The organism is Pseudoalteromonas sp. BMB, assembly GCF_001709235.1.
GTDB lineage: Bacteria > Pseudomonadota > Gammaproteobacteria > Enterobacterales > Alteromonadaceae > Pseudoalteromonas > Pseudoalteromonas maricaloris.
On the sequence record NZ_MBQA01000209.1, the window covers coordinates 21,199 to 43,086 of the forward strand.

The window sequence follows — 21,888 nt, forward strand, 5'->3', positions numbered from 1 at the left end:
AAAGAACGTGTGTCCTTCGGTAAGCTTCACCTGTTTAGCGGTGATATAGCTTTATCTCATTGTGATATCTCGTGAGGTAAGATATCAGTAACTTGTCACCATGAGCATCGAGGTAGTAAATGCTAGATTCGGCATTCACGCTAGCTTTGATATCTAAGATAGTCGTTATTTGTTGGTTTGCGTCAAGCTTATATACGTATTGCCGATTATAGAGGTAGATTGCACCATTCGCGGCGGTGATCATTGGTCTTACTTTTACATTATCGATGCGTTTTGCAAGTTCGGCTCCAGTAATCAAAGGGGTTACCTGATTAGTTTCTGTATTCAGTAACGAAATATCCCTGTTACTGGATAAGGTAACTAGATGACGGTCGTCATACCAATCAATACTCACTATATCGTCAACCGTAATGGTCTTGCTAATTTTGTCATGCAGAAAAATGAGTTCAATGATTTTGTCATCTGTTATCTCGTGGGCACGCAGTTGAGCAATCTTATTGCCACCAAGCCGAGTACCACCATTCTGTTCATTATCGGGCAGAGTTAATAGCACTTCAAGAGACTCTAACTTTCTCACTTCAGCTTGTTTGTTGGCGATATGTTTGACAAGAATCTGGCGATTGTTTGGATCTGAGTCGATGATGGAGTAGCCCGAGCTTAATGCTGCTATGGGCGAATATCGATGGCTTGAGTCGATATGCATGACCCCGTAAGATTCCACATTTTTGAAAATAGAATCATTGTAGGCGAATTCATTATCTCCAAGGTAAGCCATGATCACTTCGTAAATATTTGGTTTGGCAAAGAGAGTTGATTTACCCGTATTAAGATCGATGACATAACTGTCATGGTCATAGCCGTAGGTCGTCATGAGCAATTGGTTTTCTGACATTGGCAAAATGTACGAGGTGGGCTCGACCGCAACTTTTACGGCGGGCAGCTCCTTTAAACTTTGCATGGAATAGCGTTTGATCTCACTGGTGTTGTGATCAAACCACAGCACACTTTTTTGCTTGGCATTCCAGTTCGCAGTCCATAGCAAATGCGGGAACTCTGCCAATTTTAGGGTCTTTTGACCTGTTGAAGTGGTCACTAGTAGCTCGACTTTATCACCGATATTACGAGTAAAAATCAGCTGGTGCGATTCAGGGATAATTGCTAGTAGATGATCACCAAACCCATGATTACCTGGTGTTGTGATCCTAATTTCTTTTTTCTTTTCAATATCATAACTATAGATGGCGCCTAGGTTTGGTACATCTAAATAGCCCCTACGGCTATATATTAGGCGGTCTTTTCCAAAATCAAACAGTGCGCTAATTAGACCGCCAGAACAGTCAAAGAGTAACTGATCATGAGCGCCTGTTTTTAGAGATAACTGGTGGCGGCGGTATTCGCAGATAGGGTTTTCCCCCTCAGTTTCGGAGTGATGTAAGTAATAAATCCATGTACTGTCAGCTGACCAACCTAAAATGCTACTACCGCTCGGTAAGCTGAGTGCTCTTTCATGTTGGGTGGTAAGATCCATTAGTCTTACCTCTCCTAAAGCCCCAACTTCATTGGTGTCGGCTTTAAAATTATAGGCTAGGTAGCGTTGATCCGGTGAGTTATACAGTTTGCCATGATGGCCTCGATACCAAGAGAGTATTTGGTTATGAAAAACTTCAGCGGAAGGCTGTGGTTGAGTCGTATTTTCCATCTGAAAAGTTTGTGTTGCTGCAAAATATAGTGCGCTGATCAAAGCGGTGAGTACAATTAAGGTGCCACAGAATATTCGCACTCGGTAAGACTTACTCGTTTCACTGGTTGCAGTGGTGTCAGATATTTTACCAGGTAACTCAGTCGGTTCAGGAGTTGGTATCGCAAAGCTGTAGCCTTTGCGATAATGGGTTTTTATCATAGGCTGAGGTTGCAGGTCACACGCTAACTGTTTCCTTAGCTCGAAAATGACTCGGTTAATTGTATTGTCGTCGACAAAATCAAGTTGCCAAACATGCTCAGCAAGTTCCTGCCGCGTTATGATCCGCTCTTGGTTATTAATAAGGTACATCAGTGTTTTAAACAGTAGAGGCTCAAGTTCTTTGCGCTCGTGTTTGTTGTTGATGGTTTGTGTTGCCGTATTAAGTTGCCAACATCCTATATCAATATACTTTGAGTGTGTTGCTTCAAGAACCATGAAAATACCAAATTAGTAATCAGAAAGACGGATATACAAATTTCGATATTATCAAAGATTTCAAAATAATATTCAGCTGTTATTACTTATATCCTTAGAAATTAACAGTTTTCTGTTATTACATGGTCACAAAATCTTCATTTTATTTTTGGAGACAAGCTGTTCTACTATGGGGATTTTGAAGTAAGGAAAGTCGCTAATGAAGGGATGGTTCATTATTGGTGTGGTTGTACTGGCCTTATGCAGTTGCCACTCTATTCACCCGCAAAAAACCTACATCCATATAGTTGCAAGTTGTCCCCCTCAGGTGTTTGAACAATTGTTTATCGATACGACAGGTAGCTTAGTTATATCGCCCTCTGAGGCCGAAATTCCAACCGGCATGCACACAAATACTTTGCTTTTTTCACCACTGACAATGTCGTGGGATGTGGTGGATAAGCTTTTGGTTGAGTTGGGTGACGCTGGGTTTAAGTTTCAAGCAGATTTTTTCGGTAAATATAATCACGCTTATCGTGATAACCATATCGGTGTGTATTTTGTTGAAGGTTGTGAGCCTAACATGAGTAAGCAAGCACTCACAGCGCTTCGTTAACACTGTGAGTATTCAGACTTGGATTAATCAAGTAATGGAAACTGTTTTGCAATTTCAGAGTCCGTGCTTTTTGCAACCCAACCCTCTTGATTATTGAATAGGCGAATGGCGGTAAATTCTGGATCGCTACCCATATCGAACCAATGAGGCGTATTTTCTGGTACTGAGATTAGGTCACCTTGCTGACATAAAACTTGGTAAACCCTATCGTTTAAATGTAAGCAGAATAGCCCTTGTCCTTTAACAAAAAAACGCACTTCATCTTCGCTATGAGTATGTTCAAAAAGAAATTTTTGTCGCAACTCCGAGGCACTAGGGTTGCCCTTTGCGAGTGAAATCACGTCGACAGTTTGATAACCGCCTTGCGCTTTTAATCTTTCAATATCGCGCTGGTAGGCACTAATAATGTCGTCTTGTGACATTTCAGCTGTGATATCGGTGTTAGCTTGCCATTGTTCAAAGCGTACGCCTTGCTCTGCGAGCAAAGATGCGATGATGTTTGCGTCTTGCTCTTGTTGCAAAGCTTGGCTTGGATTCTGTACTTGGTAGATAGTCAGTTGACTCATGAAAATGCCCCTTCATCAAAATGGTCAAAGCTTGATATAACTGGATGTTCAGGTGATGTTGTTTGTGCATCTCGAAACAGTTGTAATGTGTGCATACCAGCGGCCTTTGCTGCGTCTAGCTCGGCTACGATATCGCTTAAAAAGAGGATTTGCTCTGCTTCATACGGTAAGGCTGCAATAATGTTCTGATACGCCGAGACTTCCTGCTTAGCACCCACTTTAGTATCAAAGTAGTCACTAAATAGCGGGCGAATGTCACCATAGTCTGAGTGCGCAAAAAGTAGCTGCTGCGCTTTCACTGAACCCGAGGAATACACGTAGAGATTACGACCATCCGCTTTTTGTTGTGTTAAAAACTGGTAGGCATCTTCGTACAAATGTCCGGTAAAATCGCCGTTTGTATAGCCAAACTGCCAAACGAGACCCTGTAGCTGTTTTAATGGCGTGATTTTTTTATCTGCGGCGATCCACTCAAGTAGTGCGGCAATCACGGTATCAATATCAGCGTTGGCATTATCCAATTCTGCTCTGACGGCACTAATTTGCTCGGCAACGGCGGTGTCATGCTGATGGTCGCGAATAAATTGCGGTAAATGCACAGCGGCATACGGGAATAGTATCTCTTTAACAAATGAGATACGGGTAATTGTCCCTTCAATATCTGTTAAAATGGCTTTGATCATTGGCGCCCCTCCAATTTAATGCGTTCTAATTCGCAGGCAAATAAAAACTCTAAGCCCTCAATATGACGACGCGTTTCTTGCACTGTACGGCCCACTGCGTATAACCCGTGACCTCGGATCAATACACCGTGTATAACCGGTGTAGTTTGATGAGATTGCGCCACGCGCTGTGCTAGCCGCTCTATATCCTGATCGTTATCAAAAATAGCAATGGATAAGGTTTCTTCATGCGATTGAATGCCAGACAGTGACTTTTGCATTTCATAACCACAGATCTGAAATTGCTCGCCTTGAATAAATCGCGATAACACAGTCGCAGCAACGGAATGAGTGTGTAATATACACTGTGCACCCACGCATAATTCATATAATTTTAGGTGCAATGCGGTTTCGGCTGAAGGCTTGCCATTACCGGCAATGATGGTGCCTGTGATGTCTAATTCCAGAAATTGTTCTGGTGTTAATTTACCTTTATCAAAGCCGCTGGCCGTGACAACAAAGCCAGAGTCTGTTTTGATAGAGAAATTACCACCAGTCGCGGGAACCCAGCCTTGCTGAGCAACCCAAGCTCCTGCGTCGATAAGCGCGAGTTTTGCGGCTTGTGTGTGCATAGTTAACACCTATAAATTAAATGCGTTTGGACGGCTATACATCTATTTTGAGCAATGATAGCATCCACTCACGATTAGCACCATAAGAAAGAGAGTGTTGCAGTGAAAAGTAAGTTACCTCAGGTTGGAATTAGTATATTTAGCCAAATGACGGCATTAGCGAACGAGCATGGTGCGATCAACTTATCGCAAGGCTTTCCGGAGTTTGATGCGCCTGATTACCTCAAATCACAACTGAGCCACTATGCTGGCGAAGGTCAAAACCAGTATTCGCCTTCTGCTGGCGTACCGAGCTTGCAAGCACAAGTTGCGGCATTAATTGAGCGTCGTTATCAGGTGAGTGTTTCAGGACAAGAACAGATCACGGTGACCTCGGGTGCAACTGAAGCACTCTTCGTGGCAATTCAGGCAATAGTATCTGAAGGGGATGAAGTTATTGTATTCGATCCGGCTTACGACTCTTATGAGCCTGCAATTGAACTTGCTGGCGGGAAAGCTGTGCATATTGCATTGACTGCGCCGCATTACCAAATTGATTGGCAACAAGTCGCAGCGAGTATCAACCCAAATACCCGTGCTATTATCATCAATACGCCGCATAACCCGTCGGCTAAAACGCTGAAGCCGTCAGATTTAGAGCAACTAAAACAGCTGCTAAATCAGCATGACTTGTTATTGATCAGTGATGAAGTATACGAACATATTACCTTTGATGGTTTGCCCCATCTGAGCGCATTAACTGATCCAGCATTGTTTGAGCGTGCGTTTGTGATCTCTAGCTTTGGTAAAACCTTTCATAGTACAGGCTGGAAAATGGGTTACTGTGTGGCGCCAAAGCAAATGACTGTTGAATTTAGAAAGATCCATCAGTATGTAACGTTCTCAAGCTTCACTCCGGCACAACTTGCATTGGCTGATATGCTTGCTGAACACCCTGAGCACGTTGATGAGCTGAGTGGATTTTATCAACAAAAACGCGATGTTCTGGTTAAGGCGTTAGCGTCAAGCCGATTTACGCTATTACCAAGTGAAGGGACTTATTTTTTGCTTTTGGATTACAGTGAAATTTCTGATCTTGATGATGTTGCCTTTTGTCGCTATCTGGTGGAAGAGGTTGGGGTTGCGGCAGTGCCACTCAGCGTTTTTTACCAACAAGCACCTGAAGACAAGGTCATACGATTGTGCTTTGCTAAGGAAAACCAGACATTAGAAGAGGCTGCAAAACGCTTATGTCAACTTTAACCGTTACCCTTGTTCAAACAGATATCCAGTGGCTTTCACCTGAGGCCAACTTTACCCATATTGAACGTTTGCTAGAAAATGTCGAGCCAAGCGATTTAATTTTGCTACCCGAAACATTTGCTACCGGCTTCGCCGTAAAAGAGCCGGATGCTGAGCGCTATGCTGATGCAGCCATCGAGTTTTTACAGCAATGTGCTCAGCGCTTTCAGGCTGTTGTAGCGGGCAGCGTACTGGTTCCGCAAGGAGATAAAAAGGCCAACCGTATGGTGTGGTGCCAGCCGGATGGAAAGATACTGCATTATGACAAAAGACACTTATTTTGTTTGGGTAATGAAGGTGATTTTGTCGTTGCTGGTGAGCACCGTGAAGTGTTTGAATTAAAAGGCATTAAATTCTTACCGCAGATCTGCTATGACTTACGTTTCCCAGTATTTCAGCGTAATCAGAACGATTATGAGGTTATGATTAATATTGCAAACTGGCCAGCGGCACGCCGAAATCATTGGGATACTCTACTGGCTGCTCGTGCAATTGAGAATCAGTGCTTTGTGCTTGCGGTAAATCGCGTAGGTGAAGATGGGTATAGCACTGCGCATAATGGTGGTACTAAAGCGATTGACTTCAATGGTAATAGCATTGTTTCGGCAGCAGATGACCAAGCAGAAGTTATTACCGTAAAGCTAAAACTGAGCGACTTGCAGCAGTACAAAGCTAAATTTCCAGCCCACCTCGATGCGGATAAATTTACGCTGGCATAATACACATTGGTACATGCATAATATGCCCAACTAAAAGGCTTAGTTGGGCATGCTCTAACTCGAAACTCAACAGATCCTAAGATGCATTATATTGATGCACAAGCAATTCACCTTCTCTGCCAGTGGCGCTGTAATCATTCTTTGATAAACGGAAATAGCTCAACTGGGTGCGCATTTCATGGGCTTGCTCAGCCATTTGTCTGGCCGCTGCCATCGTTTCTTCGGTAATTGCAGAGTTTTCTTGAATAAGATCCGTTAGCCTTTGCACCACCAAGTCCACTTCTTTAATGGCTTGTTGCTGCATTGAAGTCGACTCATTGATTTTAATGATGTTGTTATTTACATCGCTCACGGCACCAACGATTTGTTGCAGCTTTTCACCGGAACTATTGGCAAGTTCAGTCCCTTGCTCTACCTTTTGATTACTGTTTGAGATAATTTCTTTGATTTGCTTTGCAGAAGCGGCGCTACGCCCTGCCAGCTCTCGTACTTCGTTTGCAACGACAGCAAAGCCACGGCCATTTTCTCCCGCTCGTGCCGCTTCAACGGCAGCATTTAGTGCCAGCAGGTTGGTTTGAAACGCAAGTCCATCAATCACAGATACAATCTCATTAATGTCTTTACTGGCTTTGTTCACTTCAATTATTGCAGCTACGGTTTGGGCAGATAAACTGCCTCCTTCTTTGGCTATGTTTTCTGCGTTTGTTGCCAGTCCTACGGCATCACCAGATTGGTTTGAAACTTTAGTGAGTTCATCTAACATATTGCCGGTGCTGGCACTGGCTTCTTCTAAGTTTGCTGCTTGCTCTTCTGTGCGTTGGCTGATTTCGGTGTTACTTGCCGCTATTTCACCGGCACTTTGAGCAACATAATTTGCTGCGGCTTGGATCCCTTCGATTACACTGGTGAGTTTTTTAATTGTGGTATTGGTGTCATTCTGAAGAGACTTAAACACGCCAAAATATTCACCCTTTACTTGATTACTTAAGTCACCTTGAGCAACGTTAGCCAACACACTGCTGACTTCGGAGATAGCCCCAGAGACCTGTAAAGTCGAGTCATTTACATTCTCTTTAAGTTGTTGCAGTTGACCTTGTAGTGGCAACTCTATTTTTTGACTAAAGTCTCCTTCGGACATTGCGCCCATTACGCTGCCGAGTTCTTCAATGACTTGATTGAGGTTCTCGACCGAACGGTTGATATCACCTTTGAGATTATCGAGCTGGCCAGACATCGCAGATTGAATGGTGCGGTCAAATCGACCATGGCTAATAGCCATCATCACCGTAGAGATTTCCGAGATAGCAACATCAACGGCGGTCACAGAAGCATTGATATTATCTTTAAGTTGCGCGAGCTGACCCGTTGCTGCTACGTCCACTTGTTGTTTAAAGTCGCCGTTGCTGACGCCAGCCATCACAGTGCCTATTTCTTTCATTACTCTGTCTAGGTTTGCCATGCTGGAGTTGATATCTTGTTTTAAGGTATCTAATTGGCCTGCGAGTGGAGCATCGAGTTGCGCAGAAAAGTCGCCTTGGCGTAGTGCAGACATAATCGTGCTGATACCGTCAATCGCACTGCTAAGGCTGCGTACGGAATTATTTACCGAATCTTTAAGTTGCGCTAATTTTCCTTTAGCGGGCACGGTGACTTGTTCCTTAAAGTTACCTTGCTCAATATTAGTCATGACATGAACAATACCGTTCATAGTCGAATTAATCGATGCCAAAGAATCGTTAATATTATTTTTGAGCTTTTCTAAGTCACCTGACATGGGGGCATTAAGTTTGGTATCGAAGCGACCATTTGCCATATCAATGGAAATTTCGTTGAGCTCAGAAATCGCTCGACTTAACGTATTAGCACAGTGGTTAGTGGCTTCTTTTAGGGTTTCAAGCTCGCCCCGACACGGTACTTTGATGCGGTCGTCAAACTTACCCGAGGCCATTTGATTCATGACGCGATTAGCCTCTGTAATAGAAAGCTGTAAGGCATCCAGTAGTGAATTAAATGCCTGAGCACTGTTGCCTATTTCATCATGACTACGAATGGGCGCTCGCAATGAAAAGTTACCTTCCTGTTCAACTGATTTCATGGTTTCTACCAACTCGTGAACAGGTTTGGTAAGCGTTTTTGAGAACCAATAGGCGACTATCAGTACTAACACTATAGTGACCGCTAAAATAATCATCAGGTATTGAGAGAGCGAGGTGATAGAAGCAAACGCTTCCGCTTCGTCAATTTCGGCAAGCAGTGCCCAACGGGTATTAAATACTTTCACTGGTGTATAGGCAGACAACACGGCTTCGCCGTTGTAGTCTTCAATAACCTGTTGTCCAGATTGATTATTTAATGCTTGAGAGACTGCAAGCGTGGCTACCTTGCCGCGTTCAGGGTATCGAAATGAATTCACCACGGAATGATTTTGTGGATCTAAGAATGAGTCTGAACGCATCAGACCCTCAGGGCCGACTAGGTAGGTTTCACCACTTTCTCCTAAGCCTTCTCGCTCGGTCATAATGGCATTGATGGCATCAATAGATAGCTGCGCAGCTACAATTGCAACGGTTTGGCCATTCACCACGATAGGTTTGGCAATAAAACTAGCAGGTGCATTATAGGAGGGGAGGTATTGTTTGTAGTCTGCGAAAGCGCTGATTGTCGGATCCGTTGAGTCCTTCAGTTCTCGATAAAGAGAAGCTAGATTACTATTGGCATAAGGACCTGATTCTAGTGACGTAGCAAAATCAACCTCTTTAAATACAGAATAGACAATATTTCCATTACTTGGGTCAATGATAAAGATATCGTAAAACTCATAAATGTCGGCGATATTAAGCATATATGGATGGTAACTGCGGTGAGCAAGGTCATAACTATCTAAGTGACCGGTTTCAATAAATTTGTACTTTTCACCAACTGGGTAGGGGTTGCTTGCTAAGTAACGTGCTTGCAGCGCAAGCCCAGACTCTGAAATGTTACCAATTAGCCTTGCTGTGCTCGTATCTTCGGGGTTTTCTTGATTGAATTTAGGTACGAACACTTCATCATAAAATCGAGATAATTTGGCATAGTTAATATCGGCCTGAGCGCTAGGAAAGCTGGTAATAAACTCTTGTGCAATCACAGGAAGTAATGGGTTTGCCGTAAAGGCATCGAGTTTATCCTCAACGGCCTTAAAGTAACGATTAACCGCGCTTTTTTTGATCTCACTAACGGCACCAAGTTGTGAATATACTTGCGCTGTCATGGCATTCGATGCGGTATTAAGTGCGATGGAAATAATTACTATCAATGGCACGAGCGCGACGATTAGAAATGCAAAAATCAGCTTTTTAGTTAAATTAAGAGAGTTAAAAAATTGCGAAAACCCAGACATAACCTAATTCCCTGTTGCTATGGAAGTACCTATAACAGCATAGAACAGTATTGATTAAGATCTAGACAAAAAATAAAAAACCCGGCTATCTAGATAGCCGGGCTTGTAAACTTAACGTTTCACGCTTCAATCGTGCTACGTATTAGTGTTTCCAATGATAGGTATGGGCCTTTTCTTCCATATACTCAGCAGTTGCTGGATGCATTTGGGTTTGCGCGCCATTTTCGAAGAAGAAAGGCTGACGTTTATTGTCATAGTTGCCGATTTCATTCATGGTTGCCGCATCGTAGACACGGCCATTGATCACGGTGTAGGCAACTTTCTCTGAATCACGGATGTTAGACAGCACATCACCATCTATGATGGCAAGATCGGCGAGTTTTCCTTGTTCAATCGTACCAAGGTCACGGTCCATACCTAGATATCTTGCACCGTCGATTGTACCGCTGCGAAGCGCCTGCCAAGGTGTAAACCCGCCTTGTGCCATAGACCATAATTCCCAATGTGCAGCTAGACCTTCACGCTGGCCGTGAGCACCAATGTGTACAGTCACACCCTTATCGCGAAGCTGTTTTGCGGTTTTGGCGACATTGATATGGTTATAGTGACGTTCAGGTGCTTTGCTTGGACGAATTGATCTTGGCTTTACCACATACTCAGGAACGAAGCTCATTAAGCGCTCGTTTTCCCACACATTAGTGTGTTGATACCAGTATTCTTCGCCAGAGATACCGCCATAGGCAACAACAAAAGTTGGCGTAAAGCCAACATTTGTTTGTCCCCACATTTGTTCGATATCAGAGTAAATATTCGGGATTGGTAGGGCATGTTCAACACCGGTATGACCATCGACTATCATGTTCATGTTGTGTTGGAATTTTGAACCACCTTCAGGCACAACCATGATTTCCATGTTCTTCGCCGCTTCCAATACTTGCTGACGTGTCTCACGGCGAGGGTGGTTGTAACTCTTCACTGAAATAGCGCCAGCGTCTTTTAGGCGTTTAACGTGGAACTCTGCGTCTTCAAGATTACTGATTGGTGTCTTATAACCCGGCGCGTGGCCAGCATATAAAATACGTCCAACAGAATAGGTACGTGGTGCGACTGTTAAACCCGTTCTTTGTAGTTCTGCCATAGAAAATACCTCGGCAGAGTTATTTGATGGATCATGGATAGTCGTCACACCAAAGCTAAGATTAGAATACTGATTCCAGTTTTGCTGTGGCTGTAGGTTATAGCTACCGTAACTACCATGTGCGTGGGCATCGATAAGGCCTGGGATCACGGTTTTACCGCTAATATCCATTACTTTAGCTGTGCTAGGAACGTCTAGCTCACCTTGCTTACCGACTGCAACGATGCGATTCTCTTTGATTAGGATCACACCATTGTCGATGATTTCTTGTTCGTTCTCAGCGTTACGCATGGTCACTACTTTACCGCCAACTAGCGCAATCATACCTTCAGGCTTATCTGCTTTTTGCTCAAAACTCAAGTCGATGCCTTCAGCGGTTAGCTCATCGGTGTTGTCAGATGCACCATCGACGAAAGCGAAAGTGTCAGTCAGTTTGCGCTGATAAAGTGTGGGACCAAATGCCCAAGTTAGCGCGCTGCTGTCTGCTTTCCAATTTAGGAAATCACCAGAGTACTTTGACACTTGCTTAACTGGGAAAGCTTTCTCACCCTTGTTAATGGATAAGGTTTTACCTGTACTGGTAAAAGGTGCAACAAATGTATTGAAATGCTCGATAAATGCAACGTATTGGCCATTTGGAGAGACTTTAAAATCAAAGACATAATCACCTTTGAAGTGGCTACGTTCTTCTTGACCATTGAGGTTAACACTTTTTAGTTCGCGATGTGTTTCATCACTCATGGTGGAGAAGTAAATGCGCTCAGAGTCTGCTCCAAAGTGAGGGTTGTCACCGCTTTTAATAATGCGTTTTGCTTCACCGCCGTTAGCATTAACTAGATAAATACCAGGATGCATTGACCAGTCACCGCTTAGCAAGTAGCCGCCGGTTACCTTTTTAAATAGCACGTTTTTGCCATTTGGTGAAAAGCTAGGTGAGATATAGTGACCGGGTTCTTGGGTGAGCACTTTACCTTTACCACCGTTTGCAGATACAACACGTATTGCGCCTAAGTTTTTATCACTCCAAGTTGTGTAAACAATAGACTTGCCATCGCGAGAATAGCTTGGGTAGAACTCAAAGTGGTCAGTTTGCTTAGTGAGGCGTTTTACTTTGCCTGACGCAATGTCTTTTACGTAAAGGTAGCCAAGCGCTTGGAATAGTGCAGTTTCACCATCAGGAGAAATTTGAGACCAGCGTGCAAGTTTGACTTTAAAGGTGTCAGGCGCGACATCTACCGCAAAGCGTAGTGCCGGTGTGATTTGTTTTTCAGCGACAACGCGAGTAGGGATGACGTTGACCTCGTGCGATGCAATATTAACGCGGTTGAATACCCCTTTCGCCCAAAAAACGAGGGATTTACCATCCGGCGTGTAAGCAAAAGAAGGCGTGTTGCCATGTGCGCCATTGGCTTCTTGTAAATCGCGATCAAGGCCAGCATAAACACGAGTTTCGACGCCAGAGTGTAGATCTTTAATATACAAAGCACCGACCATTTCGTTGCCGTTATCTTCGCGTTTAACAAACGCAATAGATTTACCATCAGGACTGACAGTTGGACGAATAGCACCGCCAGCACCACGGATCACGGTCTCTTCTTCACCGGTTGCTAAATCCCAACTACGAATTTCGAAAACAGCGTCGAGCGAGTTTTTGTTATATTCCCAGCGCACGCCAGAGGTCGCATCAACTGAGTAATAGATTTTCTTGCCATCGTGAGAAAAAGCGGGTTCTGCAACGTTCTTTTGCGATTTTGCACCATGTAGACGCTCACGAACCAACACGCCTTTACCACCGCTGATGTGATACATACGAATAGAGCCACCTGGGATGGTACGCCCCGTTACTTGACCTTGCTTAACTGCAATGTATTGACCATCAGGCGACCATGCCGGGTTGTGAACAATATTATTCACTTCTTTTGACACCTGACGCAGGTTTTGGCCATCTACGTCCATCACCCACAGGTTATCGCCACCTGCGCGATCGGAGATAAATGCGATGTGTTTACCATCAGGCGAAAACTTAGGTTGAATGTTCCAGCCCATGTCGGATGTTAAGGCTGTTGCTTTACCACCGCCAATTGGCATGATGTAAAGGTCGCCAAGCATATCAAAGACGATGCTTTTACCATCAGGGCTAACATCTAAGTTACTCCATGTGGTTTCGTTGGTATCGATGGTGATGGTTTGCTTTTCACCTGGAGGGTTGAGCACATCCCAGCCTTTGGTTGACTTCTCTTCTGTTTGCGTGGCTGTAACGGCATCATCAGCGCTGGCTGGCTGAGCCAAACCGATCACAGCAGCACCAATAGCAATGGCTAATGGTGATTTAAAAAATGACATAGATGTTCCCTTAATTTTATAGTTATTGCCCAAGGCGAGCGGTTTGCCTCGGTTAAATTAGCGTTAATGTAAATGCTCACTAAGCATGAACAAGTTTTATTATGATGTCGAACAACATGCGTTTAATGACGCTTAACCCATTGCCTCTTTACGAACGAAGTGGAGATATGCCGCGAGACTGTCTTGCCATAGCGTCATGGCTTCTGTGAGCTCATCATGGCAAGATTTACCATCCAATAAACGGCGCTCTGCTTTTTTCAAGTTTGAGCCATAGCGATTAAATCCGAGTTGTAAGGCGGTGCTGGCTTGACGATGAAGCTGTCTGATACATTGATCTTCATCTTGCTCTAATAGCTGCTGAATATGGATGAGTTTATTACGAGCCGACAACACAAACTCGTTGTAAATCGAAGAGACTTCATCTTCACTAAATCCTGATTTTAGGGCGTTTACAGCCGTTTCATCGTATAGGATATCGGGCAATTCTACGCTGACATTGGCCTTTTTTGGAGACTGCGACTCACTAAGCGCTTGGCGTAATTTCTCTTGCTTTATCGGTTTGCCAACAATATCGCGAATGCCGAGTGCCAAGTATTCTTTTACCTCATCTGGACTGAGGCTAGCAGTAAAGGCTAGGAAAGGGGTTCGTTTGTTTTTATGCTCACAATTTTGTAGCTGCTTTAATACTTCTTGCCCGGAAAGATCGGGTAAGTTCATATCTAACAACACCACATCGAAATGGTGCTGTATTAGCATCTCGATGGCGCTTTTACCATTGGTTGCCAATTTAACCTTATGCTCATCTTCTGCCATAAACTCAATAGCGATTTTTTGGTTGAGATCTAGGTCTTCGACCAACAGTACTTTCAGACCAGTGATACAATTATCGTGCTGCGGGCGCTGCTCCACTAAGCTCAATTCACCAATGTTTAGCAGTAAATCAAAACTGAATGTACTGCCTTTGTTAAGCTCGCTTTGAATATCTAGTTGTGAATTCAGACGGTTGAGTAGGCGACTGGTGATGGCAAGTCCCAAGCCCGTACCACCCTTAACTTTACCTGCACTACTTTGTACGTATGGCTCGGTCAGCTTATTAATATCTTCACTATCAATACCAGGCCCTGAGTCCGTGATACTAAAGCGCACTTTATGCTCAATTTGCTGGTCTTTTAAAATCTCAACTTTGAGTTTTACTTCCCCTTTATCAGTGAACTTAATGGCATTACCAACGAGGTTGATAAGAATTTGTCTCAGCTTTTGTTGGTCAAAGTAATAGCACACCTGATCGGGCAGCTCGTACACCAGTTCAAAGTGCAGCTTCTTTTGCTCTGCGAGCGGACTTAACAATAAGCAAAGGTTTTGTAGCCAACTTCTAAGCTCAACGTCCTCTTCGTACAAGGCTTCATCACTTTGCTCCAAACTGGCGTAGTCTAGTACTTTATCAATCAGTAAGTTTAGCGATTCAGCAGAGTTTACGATGGCCTCACAGTAGGCCTTGTTGCGACTATCTCTGGTGCGTCCCAGTACGAGTTGGGCGCTGCCTAAGATGCCGTTAAGCGGAGTCCGTATCTCATGACTGATCGTTGATAAAAACATACCGCGCAGCTCAAGATCTTGTTGAGCCTTCAATGCTAATTTATTAAGGTTTTGTTCTCTTTGCTCGTTACATAACAGCGCCATACCTGTTGCATAAAAAATAGGTGCAAGAACGCCATTGAAGAAAATAGTGATGGTAAACCAGTTCTCTTTAAAAAGCGTGAAATGCGTTACTTCTCCCATTAATAGGGTTCTGCCGGTAAATATCACCAATATAATAAGTAAAATGGTGATATAGACTATGCTGCCGTTAGGGTATTTATTTCGTGCAAAGCGGCTAAAGAAATAGAGCAGGAGTGTCGCTTCAGCTAAGTGTTGTAAGTCCGAGATAAGGATCCTATCTCTCAAGTTTGGAGAGAAAATACTGCTGTACATCAACAAAATGAAGAGCCCAGCAGTAACGCCGAGAAACACTTTAAAAGATGGGCCTTTAACCCCTAAAAATTGCCTTATCGCCATGCAGTGGATAATGGAAGCCGCAAACAGCAAGGTATTAGCAATGGGAATAGTTTCCCAGTTGTCAAAATAGCCGTGTAGTGCAAAGGAAGAAATCGCACAGAGCAAAACCAGAGGGTAAAAAATATAGAGCAGCGTTCCGGGTGTGCTTTTATTTGCTCGCCACGTTAAAAAGGTAAGGAGCGCCATCATTGCTGTCATGACGAGACTAGTTAGGTAGAGGGTTTTTGGGTCGAGCATGTACCTAAGGCTGCTTTCAGTTGCGAAAAAACTTAGCATAGAGGTATTCGCCAAGGCAGTAAAGCCTGTATGAAGCTGAAGCCTCGATATCGCGATGTCAGCGCTGTCTTTCACCCGCCAACTTGCGTCAGCAGGTTAAAGACATATGAAGCTTAGCGGATTTCGTCAGGAATATTCTGCTGAGCCCACGAAAGGAGTTCGATACGGTTACGACATTTGGTTTTACGAAATGCACTGTACAAATGCGTTTTCACCGTATGTGGACTGATATTTAGCTCTTCAGCGATCTCTTTGTTTTTCGCACCTTTACTCATTAGCGCGATAATTGCTTTTTCTCGCTTAGTGAGTTTCACAGGTTCGATATCACCTTCGGTTAGTTTATGTAATGCATCTTTATTAAATTGCAGCATGCGATTTAACACATTACACATCACGTCACGGCGATACCACAGTTGATCTTCAAGCAACAAACGGATCCCTTTCATTAGCACGTCGGCATTATCTGTCGTGTAGAAGACACCACGAATCCCGCTTAGCAGCGCTCGATTGGCAAGCTCCGGATTTTCATCTAAGTTGAATAGTACGATATCGCATTTGACTTTGAGGTTGACTAGTTGTTCTTTTAATTTACCCCAAGAATCGTTCACTGCGGTTTCGATGAAAAGTAATCGAGTGCCTTCAGGCACATCTGAGATATCAGTTCCAGTCGTAACATTCAACCCTTGGGTTTTTAACAAAGGTTGTAACACATTGATACCAATGGTGTTAACCGGTTCTTTATCTAATAACAAAAAAGCACTACTGCTCATTTTAGGACACACTCTAATTTTTCCGATTTCTCAATGCTAACATGGGATTCAGACCTTTTGTATTAGAATTTTTAGTACAAGATAGAGAAATCCGCTATATAACAAAGTGAAATAATAAATCGAAATTATGTACAGAATATGTATTGAAATGTAATTTGTTGAAATAAGTAAGCTTTTAGCATTTTCTGTTAATAACTTACTTATTTACATTGCTTAACAGAGAATAATCTAAACTGGTACTTTTTTCGTATTTTGATAAGGCGGCCAGCCCATTTCTTTTCCAGCTAATACATGTAGATGAAGGTGATATACGGTTTGACCACCGTGATCATTACAGTTCATCACTACACGATAACCATCTTCTGCAAAGCCGTGCTCTTTCGCTAATTTGGCTGCAACAACATACAAATGACCAACAAGATGAGCATTTTCTTCCGTCACGTCGTTGATGGTCGCAATTGCTGTTTTAGGAATAACTAAGACGTGAAATGGCGCTTGTGGATTAATGTCTCTAAACGCGAGTGCTTGTTCATCTTCGTAAACGATGTCTGCTGGGATCTCTCGATTAATAATTTTGGTAAAAATAGTTTCTGAACTCATGGTCCTTCCTTATCTGCATATTGAATTGCTCTAGCATAGCTAACTCTCAAGGAGACTCAATAGATTTGATGCGTTATCCCGCTGCGCATCAATTAAAAGGGTAGAGATATAAGCAGGTATGCAGTAATCTCATGAAAGTAATACCAATTGAATTAATTCTTCAATCAATTTGAAGGGTGAAATAGCATATTAGCTTCGTTAAAAATTTCTCATTTAGAACAACTAAATAGCAAAATTTTTGCCTTGCTACTAAAGCTATTTCCCCGCTTCAAAATAGCTCATTTACTTAATACAATTGGTATAAAATGATTTGGTACTCACGAAGGAGTGAATAGATGCGCTTAAAATATACGCTTGCGACCGCTGTTTTACTGTTATCACCGCTTTCACAGGCTGCGTTGCTAAGTTTTCCTGAAGAAATTATTCCCTTGCAAGTTGATGATAAAACCATTGAACACTCATTCTTCTCCAAAGTGCGAGAGCTAGACTTAGCAAAAGGTGAGTATGCGGTCAAAATGCGTTACACCGACTTGTATGAAGTGGGCTATGACGACCACGAAACCATAGAGTCGAAGCCATTTTGGGCAAAAGTAAGTATCGATCAAGACGGCGAGTATCAGGTTGAATTTAACCGACCTGACAATGTGGTTGCGGCAAAGGCATTTGCAGATCAGCCGTTGATTATGTTGCAAGCACCCAATGAATCGTTAGCGACAACATTGGTGGTGACGCAAGAAAGACCAAGAGTAACGACAACGATAGCAAGTGAGCCTTCAACACCCACTGCACCACGTTATTCAACGCCAAGTACTACCGTTACGCGAGCAGCGCCTAAATCAGCACACCCAGATGTGGTTGGCATGTTGGACTATTGGTGGCAACAAGCAACCCCTGAACAAAAGCAGTTGTTTTTGGAAAAAATAAAGGGCAACTAAGCCCTTTATCTATGCGTTGTTAGGTTTTGTTTCATCGTTATAATTTTACTGCGGCAAAGGTTCTTATGGTCAAGCAACCATGACGTGGGTGAATCATCTAAGATTATTTCGGGAGTTAATATAACAAACTCTTTGTGGTGTGAGCTTTCTACCATGTTAAGAACGGCTGCGCTCTCATCTCGCAGTGCTTCGATGTACATACGACTTTTAAACGTTTCTAAGCGTTCGAATTTGGAGAAAAACGCATAAACAGCAGCGCGCGTATCGGAAATGTCATAGTCGATGAGGTCTTTACATATCTTGATGGATTCTTCTGCTATCTTTTTCTCAGTCAATGAGACTTTTTCAGAGAGCCTAATCAGTTCCTCTGTTTTAGAAATGTTTGGATTGGTGATGAGTTGCTTTGCTAATTTATATGTGATTTTGGCGTGATTAGGGGTCATCTGATCCACTGAAGTTATGTGGCCTGAATTGAATATGCGCTCTTCTTTGATTGGCGCTGGGTTTTCCATTTGAGGTTTGCCGTGAGCGGCTGACGTGATTAAGGCAAACGAAAATATGAATGTTCTTAGTCCTATCTGCATATTAAATCTCCTTTTTAAATTAGAAGATAAATATAGCTTTGCGGAGCAAGGAAATAAAATTACTGAGGAGCAAAATATGCTCCTCGGCAGTGCGTTACTTTTCGAAAGCACGCTTCATAAAGTTAGGTGTCGCTCATGCCCCCTTATGAATACCTGTGTTGTAGTGATGAAAACAAGAGAAACAGCAAGAAAAACAAGTGACACCTATCATTATTAACACCACAGCTGAGGAGGTGAAGTAAAAATGCATGAAAGCACTTCCATTGCAAATTAGTAGTGGGTGTCAGCGATTTACAAGATTAGGACACAAATCCTGTTTAATTATTTGCTTATACAGAAAAGATAATGCATTTAACGCTGTCGCTTGTGTTTTAGGCGACACATTATATTTAAGTACAAGGTAGTTGAGATATTCGACAACCTCGTTATCGCCCATTGAAGCTGGGTGACGCTTATCATGAAAACGAATATAGGAAGAAATCCACTTAAGATATGTATCAACGGTTCTGAGCGAATATTGCTTAGTCAGCATAAACTCTGCGATGTGGTTTAAAAATGGTGAACGAGTTCTCATTTAGCTAGTCCTAACTTGGCTGTATTTATATACAGTATTGTTGTGTTTCTCCTATAGTCAAGAAAACGACTCACTGGGTCGTTTTTATCCTTTTCATAGTTTCTATAATGATTAAAAATATATCTGTAGCAACAAGTTAGTTATTGTGATAAAGCTGGTACAATGAGAATAATGACCCATGACTCGTTAGAAAAACGACCCATTGGGTCGATATTAAATTGTTATGCCTTTCAAATGAAACATGAGTTCTATAGATGAGTGAAATAAACAAAGAATATATCGAAAATAGAGTGGAAGATTGGGGGCAACGTATAGAATCCGTCTTTTCTCTTGTAAGGAATTCGTTGTCGGGCAACTCGGAAATTGAGTTTTCTGAACACAAAACAGTACAGATGAATGAGGAGTTGATGCAGAAGTTTGGTGTCTCTCCTGTTTCTCTGCCTGTTCTAGACGTCAAGCGGAAAGGTGTTCTGGTTGCATCTTTTAAGCCGATAGGATTATGGGTAATCGGTGCTAATGGACGGATCGATATATTAACTAAAGAAGGTTCGTATATATTGGTTGACCTAGAAGGTAAAGATAAACCATCGGATTGGCGTGTTTACACACCTAAAAACAGGAAAAAAAGCATACCTTTCGATAAAGAATTTATTCTAGGGCTGGTTTAGTCATGGGGGTTTTTGACGAACTGGAAGCTCAATACAATGACATTGACAATGAATATGCATCAATTGAGTTCGAAGCCACCAGTAGAGGTTGGAGCAAAAAAGAGCAAAAGTATAAACGGAAGCGAGAGCTTAACGATCAAGCATATTTTCTTTTCATGTTCTCTCGACTTGAAGATAGAATAAGGGATGAAAGTTCTCAACTAATAACAAGGAAGCAAACCTCTATAACATCATGGAAGCAAAGAGCTGCATGGGATATTCTGCCAAGCGGAGCAAGAGGCGAAATGCCGTTCAAGAAGCGCCTAGCTCTGCTCTTAGAAAAAGGTGGGAGCGACTACAATTTAGTTGTCAATTATTATAAAGAGCGTAATTCAATTGCTCACGGCGGTAACTTTATTTCCCCGATAAGTATGCCTAGCGTAATCTCAGAGCTAAAAAGGCTGCACCGGGCAGTCAAGGCATAACAAATTGCTGCACTCGGATAAATTACTCGCTGCGCTCCTAATTTACCGGTGAGCAAGGCGTTAGGCGCAAGGTTGAGTTCATCATGAAAATATCAGAACAACAGGTAGAAGCAGCTTATATTATCGCAAGGAAAGTTTATCTAGGAGAACTTGTAGCAAAAAATGGCTCTTTATTCCTTGCTGAGGAGCATGCTCTAAATAAGAACAGCGCCACAGATTTCATCAATGCTTATAAACACCTTGTAAATGGAAAAGTATTTCACAGGGCTATGAGTGCTGCGGCTATGCAATACTTCATAGAAAATATATATAAGGATGAAGGGGCACAAGCGCTAAAACAAGCTGTAAATGCTTTAAATCTTCACATAGATTATTGGGAAAATCATTACGATGTTAAAGCACATAAAATGAGAAAAGTTTCTTCTCATTTTGAGAAGTTTTGCTCCCCCCCTAAAACAGAGCCTGAATACATCGAGCAATTCAATATAGAAATAAAAAATGCTCTAAAGTTGTCATCTTCTGAAAGAAAAAAACTAATAGATCAAAGTGAAAAACTCCCATCTAGAGTTGAAGTAAAAACATTTATATTCTCAAGAAACCCATATGTTGTTGCTGAAACCCTAGAAAGGGCTAATGGAAAATGTGAAGAATGCAATATGGATGCACCGTTTCTAAGAGCTAAAGATAATACACCATATCTGGAAGTACATCACAAAGTCAGATTAGCTGACGGCGGTGAAGATTCCTTGGAAAACACATTAGCATTATGTCCAAATTGCCATAGAAAGCTTCACTTTGGCGTGCAAGCGCCTAACAAAGCAAATTAAAAGTGCGGACAAAAAACAGTGGGCTTTGTTCGTACCTCACAAATTATAGCCCACTATTTTTAGCCGTTTATTTGCGGCGTTATGCATAAATAAGGAATTGAACTTTGGAACAAGAATTTGATTATTCTGGGCTAATTAGCTCAGATTTGGCAGTATCATTTTCGATAGGAATAATCTCTACATTTGCTTTTCTGTATTGTTATATTTCACTTAAGAAGTCATACATGCTTTCGAATATTAAACACTTAAAATATTTTGCATTTGCTTTCTTATGTTATTTCCTTGCAGATATCTTGAATTATTCTCTCATCACAATATTGGCCTTGGTTATTGATGACTCTGTATATGATCTACACGATTTGGTCTTAAGTGGTCCAAGCTATATTCTAAGTTTTGCGGCCGCAGTGCTCTTTGTCCTAGGAGCTAAATCTTCCGCGAGACATGCATCTGCATAACAAAGCCATGAAGGAATAGCCGGTAAAAACACACCGGCTAGGACGCCCAACACTCCGTTTGCCTTGTGTTGTCGCTGCGCTCCACCATAACACAAGGCAAACTACGTATTGGCCGCCCCTTATGGCGGCGTTAGAAGCCTATGAAGTTTAGAGTTCGAGAAGAAGATACGCATTTCTATTTAAATGAAA

General features: G+C 42.5%; 18 protein-coding genes. 7 read left to right on the plus strand and 11 right to left on the minus strand.

Annotated features, from left to right (window positions below; all coding sequences use genetic code 11):
* Positions 1–34: 34 nt before the first annotated feature.
* On the minus strand, positions 35–2,176 hold the full coding sequence (locus BB427_RS21840) for a winged helix-turn-helix domain-containing protein (protein WP_069023260.1): 2,142 nt from the start codon (positions 2,174–2,176) through the stop codon (positions 35–37).
* A 199-nt stretch (positions 2,177–2,375) separates the two neighbouring features.
* Between BB427_RS21840 and BB427_RS21845 the strand changes: the two genes are divergently transcribed.
* Complete coding sequence (locus BB427_RS21845; protein ID WP_069023262.1) at positions 2,376–2,771, plus strand: hypothetical protein; 396 nt, start codon at positions 2,376–2,378, stop codon at positions 2,769–2,771.
* 23 nt (positions 2,772–2,794) lie between these two features.
* On the opposite strand, the gene BB427_RS21850 is transcribed toward BB427_RS21845, so the two are convergent.
* From BB427_RS21850 to BB427_RS21860, 3 genes are read right to left on the minus strand one after another with little or no spacing between them, the layout of a single operon-like run.
* The gene (locus BB427_RS21850) at positions 2,795–3,337 is read right to left on the minus strand and encodes a 1,2-dihydroxy-3-keto-5-methylthiopentene dioxygenase (RefSeq protein ID WP_069023266.1); all 543 of its coding nucleotides are present in this window, start codon (positions 3,335–3,337) and stop codon (positions 2,795–2,797) included.
* Positions 3,334–4,020 (minus strand): acireductone synthase, encoded by a 687-nt coding sequence (gene mtnC / locus BB427_RS21855; RefSeq protein ID WP_069023268.1) that lies wholly within the window; start codon positions 4,018–4,020, stop codon positions 3,334–3,336. The genes BB427_RS21850 and mtnC overlap by 4 nt, the downstream gene beginning before the upstream one ends.
* Positions 4,017–4,631, minus strand: coding sequence for a methylthioribulose 1-phosphate dehydratase (locus BB427_RS21860; RefSeq protein ID WP_069023271.1), 615 nt, complete (start codon positions 4,629–4,631; stop codon positions 4,017–4,019). The genes mtnC and BB427_RS21860 overlap by 4 nt, the downstream gene beginning before the upstream one ends.
* A gap of 102 nt (positions 4,632–4,733) precedes the next feature.
* On the opposite strand from BB427_RS21860, the gene BB427_RS21865 reads away from it, so the two are divergent.
* Together BB427_RS21865 and BB427_RS21870 are read left to right on the plus strand one after the other, a co-directional pair.
* A complete protein-coding gene (locus BB427_RS21865; RefSeq protein ID WP_083229921.1) occupies positions 4,734–5,873 on the plus strand; it encodes a methionine aminotransferase in 1,140 nt (379 codons plus the stop codon).
* Positions 5,861–6,631, plus strand: a complete 771-nt coding sequence (locus tag BB427_RS21870) for an amidohydrolase (RefSeq protein WP_069023272.1) — start codon at positions 5,861–5,863, stop codon at positions 6,629–6,631. Before BB427_RS21865 ends, BB427_RS21870 begins: the two co-directional genes overlap by 13 nt.
* Positions 6,632–6,707: 76 nt before the next feature.
* On the opposite strand, the gene BB427_RS21875 is transcribed toward BB427_RS21870, so the two are convergent.
* From BB427_RS21875 to BB427_RS21895, 5 genes are all read right to left on the minus strand, one after another.
* Positions 6,708–10,010: a methyl-accepting chemotaxis protein gene (locus tag BB427_RS21875; RefSeq protein ID WP_069023273.1), complete on the minus strand. Its 3,303-nt coding sequence runs from the start codon at positions 10,008–10,010 to the stop codon at positions 6,708–6,710.
* Positions 10,011–10,152: 142 nt separating this feature from the next.
* Positions 10,153–13,491 (minus strand): amidohydrolase family protein, encoded by a 3,339-nt coding sequence (locus BB427_RS21880; RefSeq protein WP_069023275.1) that lies wholly within the window; start codon positions 13,489–13,491, stop codon positions 10,153–10,155.
* Positions 13,492–13,623: 132 nt separating this feature from the next.
* Positions 13,624–15,783 (minus strand): ATP-binding protein, encoded by a 2,160-nt coding sequence (locus BB427_RS21885; protein WP_039493436.1) that lies wholly within the window; start codon positions 15,781–15,783, stop codon positions 13,624–13,626.
* A 152-nt stretch (positions 15,784–15,935) separates the two neighbouring features.
* The gene (locus tag BB427_RS21890) at positions 15,936–16,592 is read right to left on the minus strand and encodes a helix-turn-helix transcriptional regulator (protein WP_069023277.1); all 657 of its coding nucleotides are present in this window, start codon (positions 16,590–16,592) and stop codon (positions 15,936–15,938) included.
* 228 nt (positions 16,593–16,820) lie between these two features.
* Entirely contained in the window at positions 16,821–17,192 is a 372-nt protein-coding gene (locus BB427_RS21895; protein WP_010376435.1) for a histidine triad nucleotide-binding protein, read from the minus strand.
* 335 nt (positions 17,193–17,527) lie between these two features.
* On the opposite strand from BB427_RS21895, the gene BB427_RS21900 reads away from it, so the two are divergent.
* Positions 17,528–18,127, plus strand: a complete 600-nt coding sequence (locus tag BB427_RS21900; protein ID WP_069023278.1) for a DUF2057 family protein — start codon at positions 17,528–17,530, stop codon at positions 18,125–18,127.
* Between the two features lie 5 nt (positions 18,128–18,132).
* On the opposite strand, the gene BB427_RS21905 is transcribed toward BB427_RS21900, so the two are convergent.
* Both BB427_RS21905 and BB427_RS21910 read right to left on the minus strand, forming a co-directional pair.
* Positions 18,133–18,711 carry a hypothetical protein gene (locus BB427_RS21905; protein WP_069023279.1) on the minus strand — a complete coding sequence of 193 codons (579 nt, stop codon included), beginning with the start codon at positions 18,709–18,711 and terminating at the stop codon, positions 18,133–18,135.
* Between the two features lie 283 nt (positions 18,712–18,994).
* Positions 18,995–19,285, minus strand: a complete 291-nt coding sequence (locus BB427_RS21910; protein WP_069023280.1) for a phage integrase N-terminal SAM-like domain-containing protein — start codon at positions 19,283–19,285, stop codon at positions 18,995–18,997.
* Between the two features lie 254 nt (positions 19,286–19,539).
* Between BB427_RS21910 and BB427_RS21915 the strand changes: the two genes are divergently transcribed.
* The 3 genes from BB427_RS21915 to BB427_RS21925 all read left to right on the plus strand — a co-directional run bounded on the left by BB427_RS21915 (position 19,540) and on the right by BB427_RS21925 (position 21,244).
* Positions 19,540–19,953, plus strand: coding sequence for a hypothetical protein (locus BB427_RS21915; RefSeq protein WP_069023281.1), 414 nt, complete (start codon positions 19,540–19,542; stop codon positions 19,951–19,953).
* A 2-nt stretch (positions 19,954–19,955) separates the two neighbouring features.
* Positions 19,956–20,417: a hypothetical protein gene (locus tag BB427_RS21920; RefSeq protein ID WP_069023287.1), complete on the plus strand. Its 462-nt coding sequence runs from the start codon at positions 19,956–19,958 to the stop codon at positions 20,415–20,417.
* An 83-nt stretch (positions 20,418–20,500) separates the two neighbouring features.
* Positions 20,501–21,244 carry an HNH endonuclease gene (locus tag BB427_RS21925; protein ID WP_069023288.1) on the plus strand — a complete coding sequence of 248 codons (744 nt, stop codon included), beginning with the start codon at positions 20,501–20,503 and terminating at the stop codon, positions 21,242–21,244.
* Positions 21,245–21,888 lie beyond the last annotated feature (644 nt).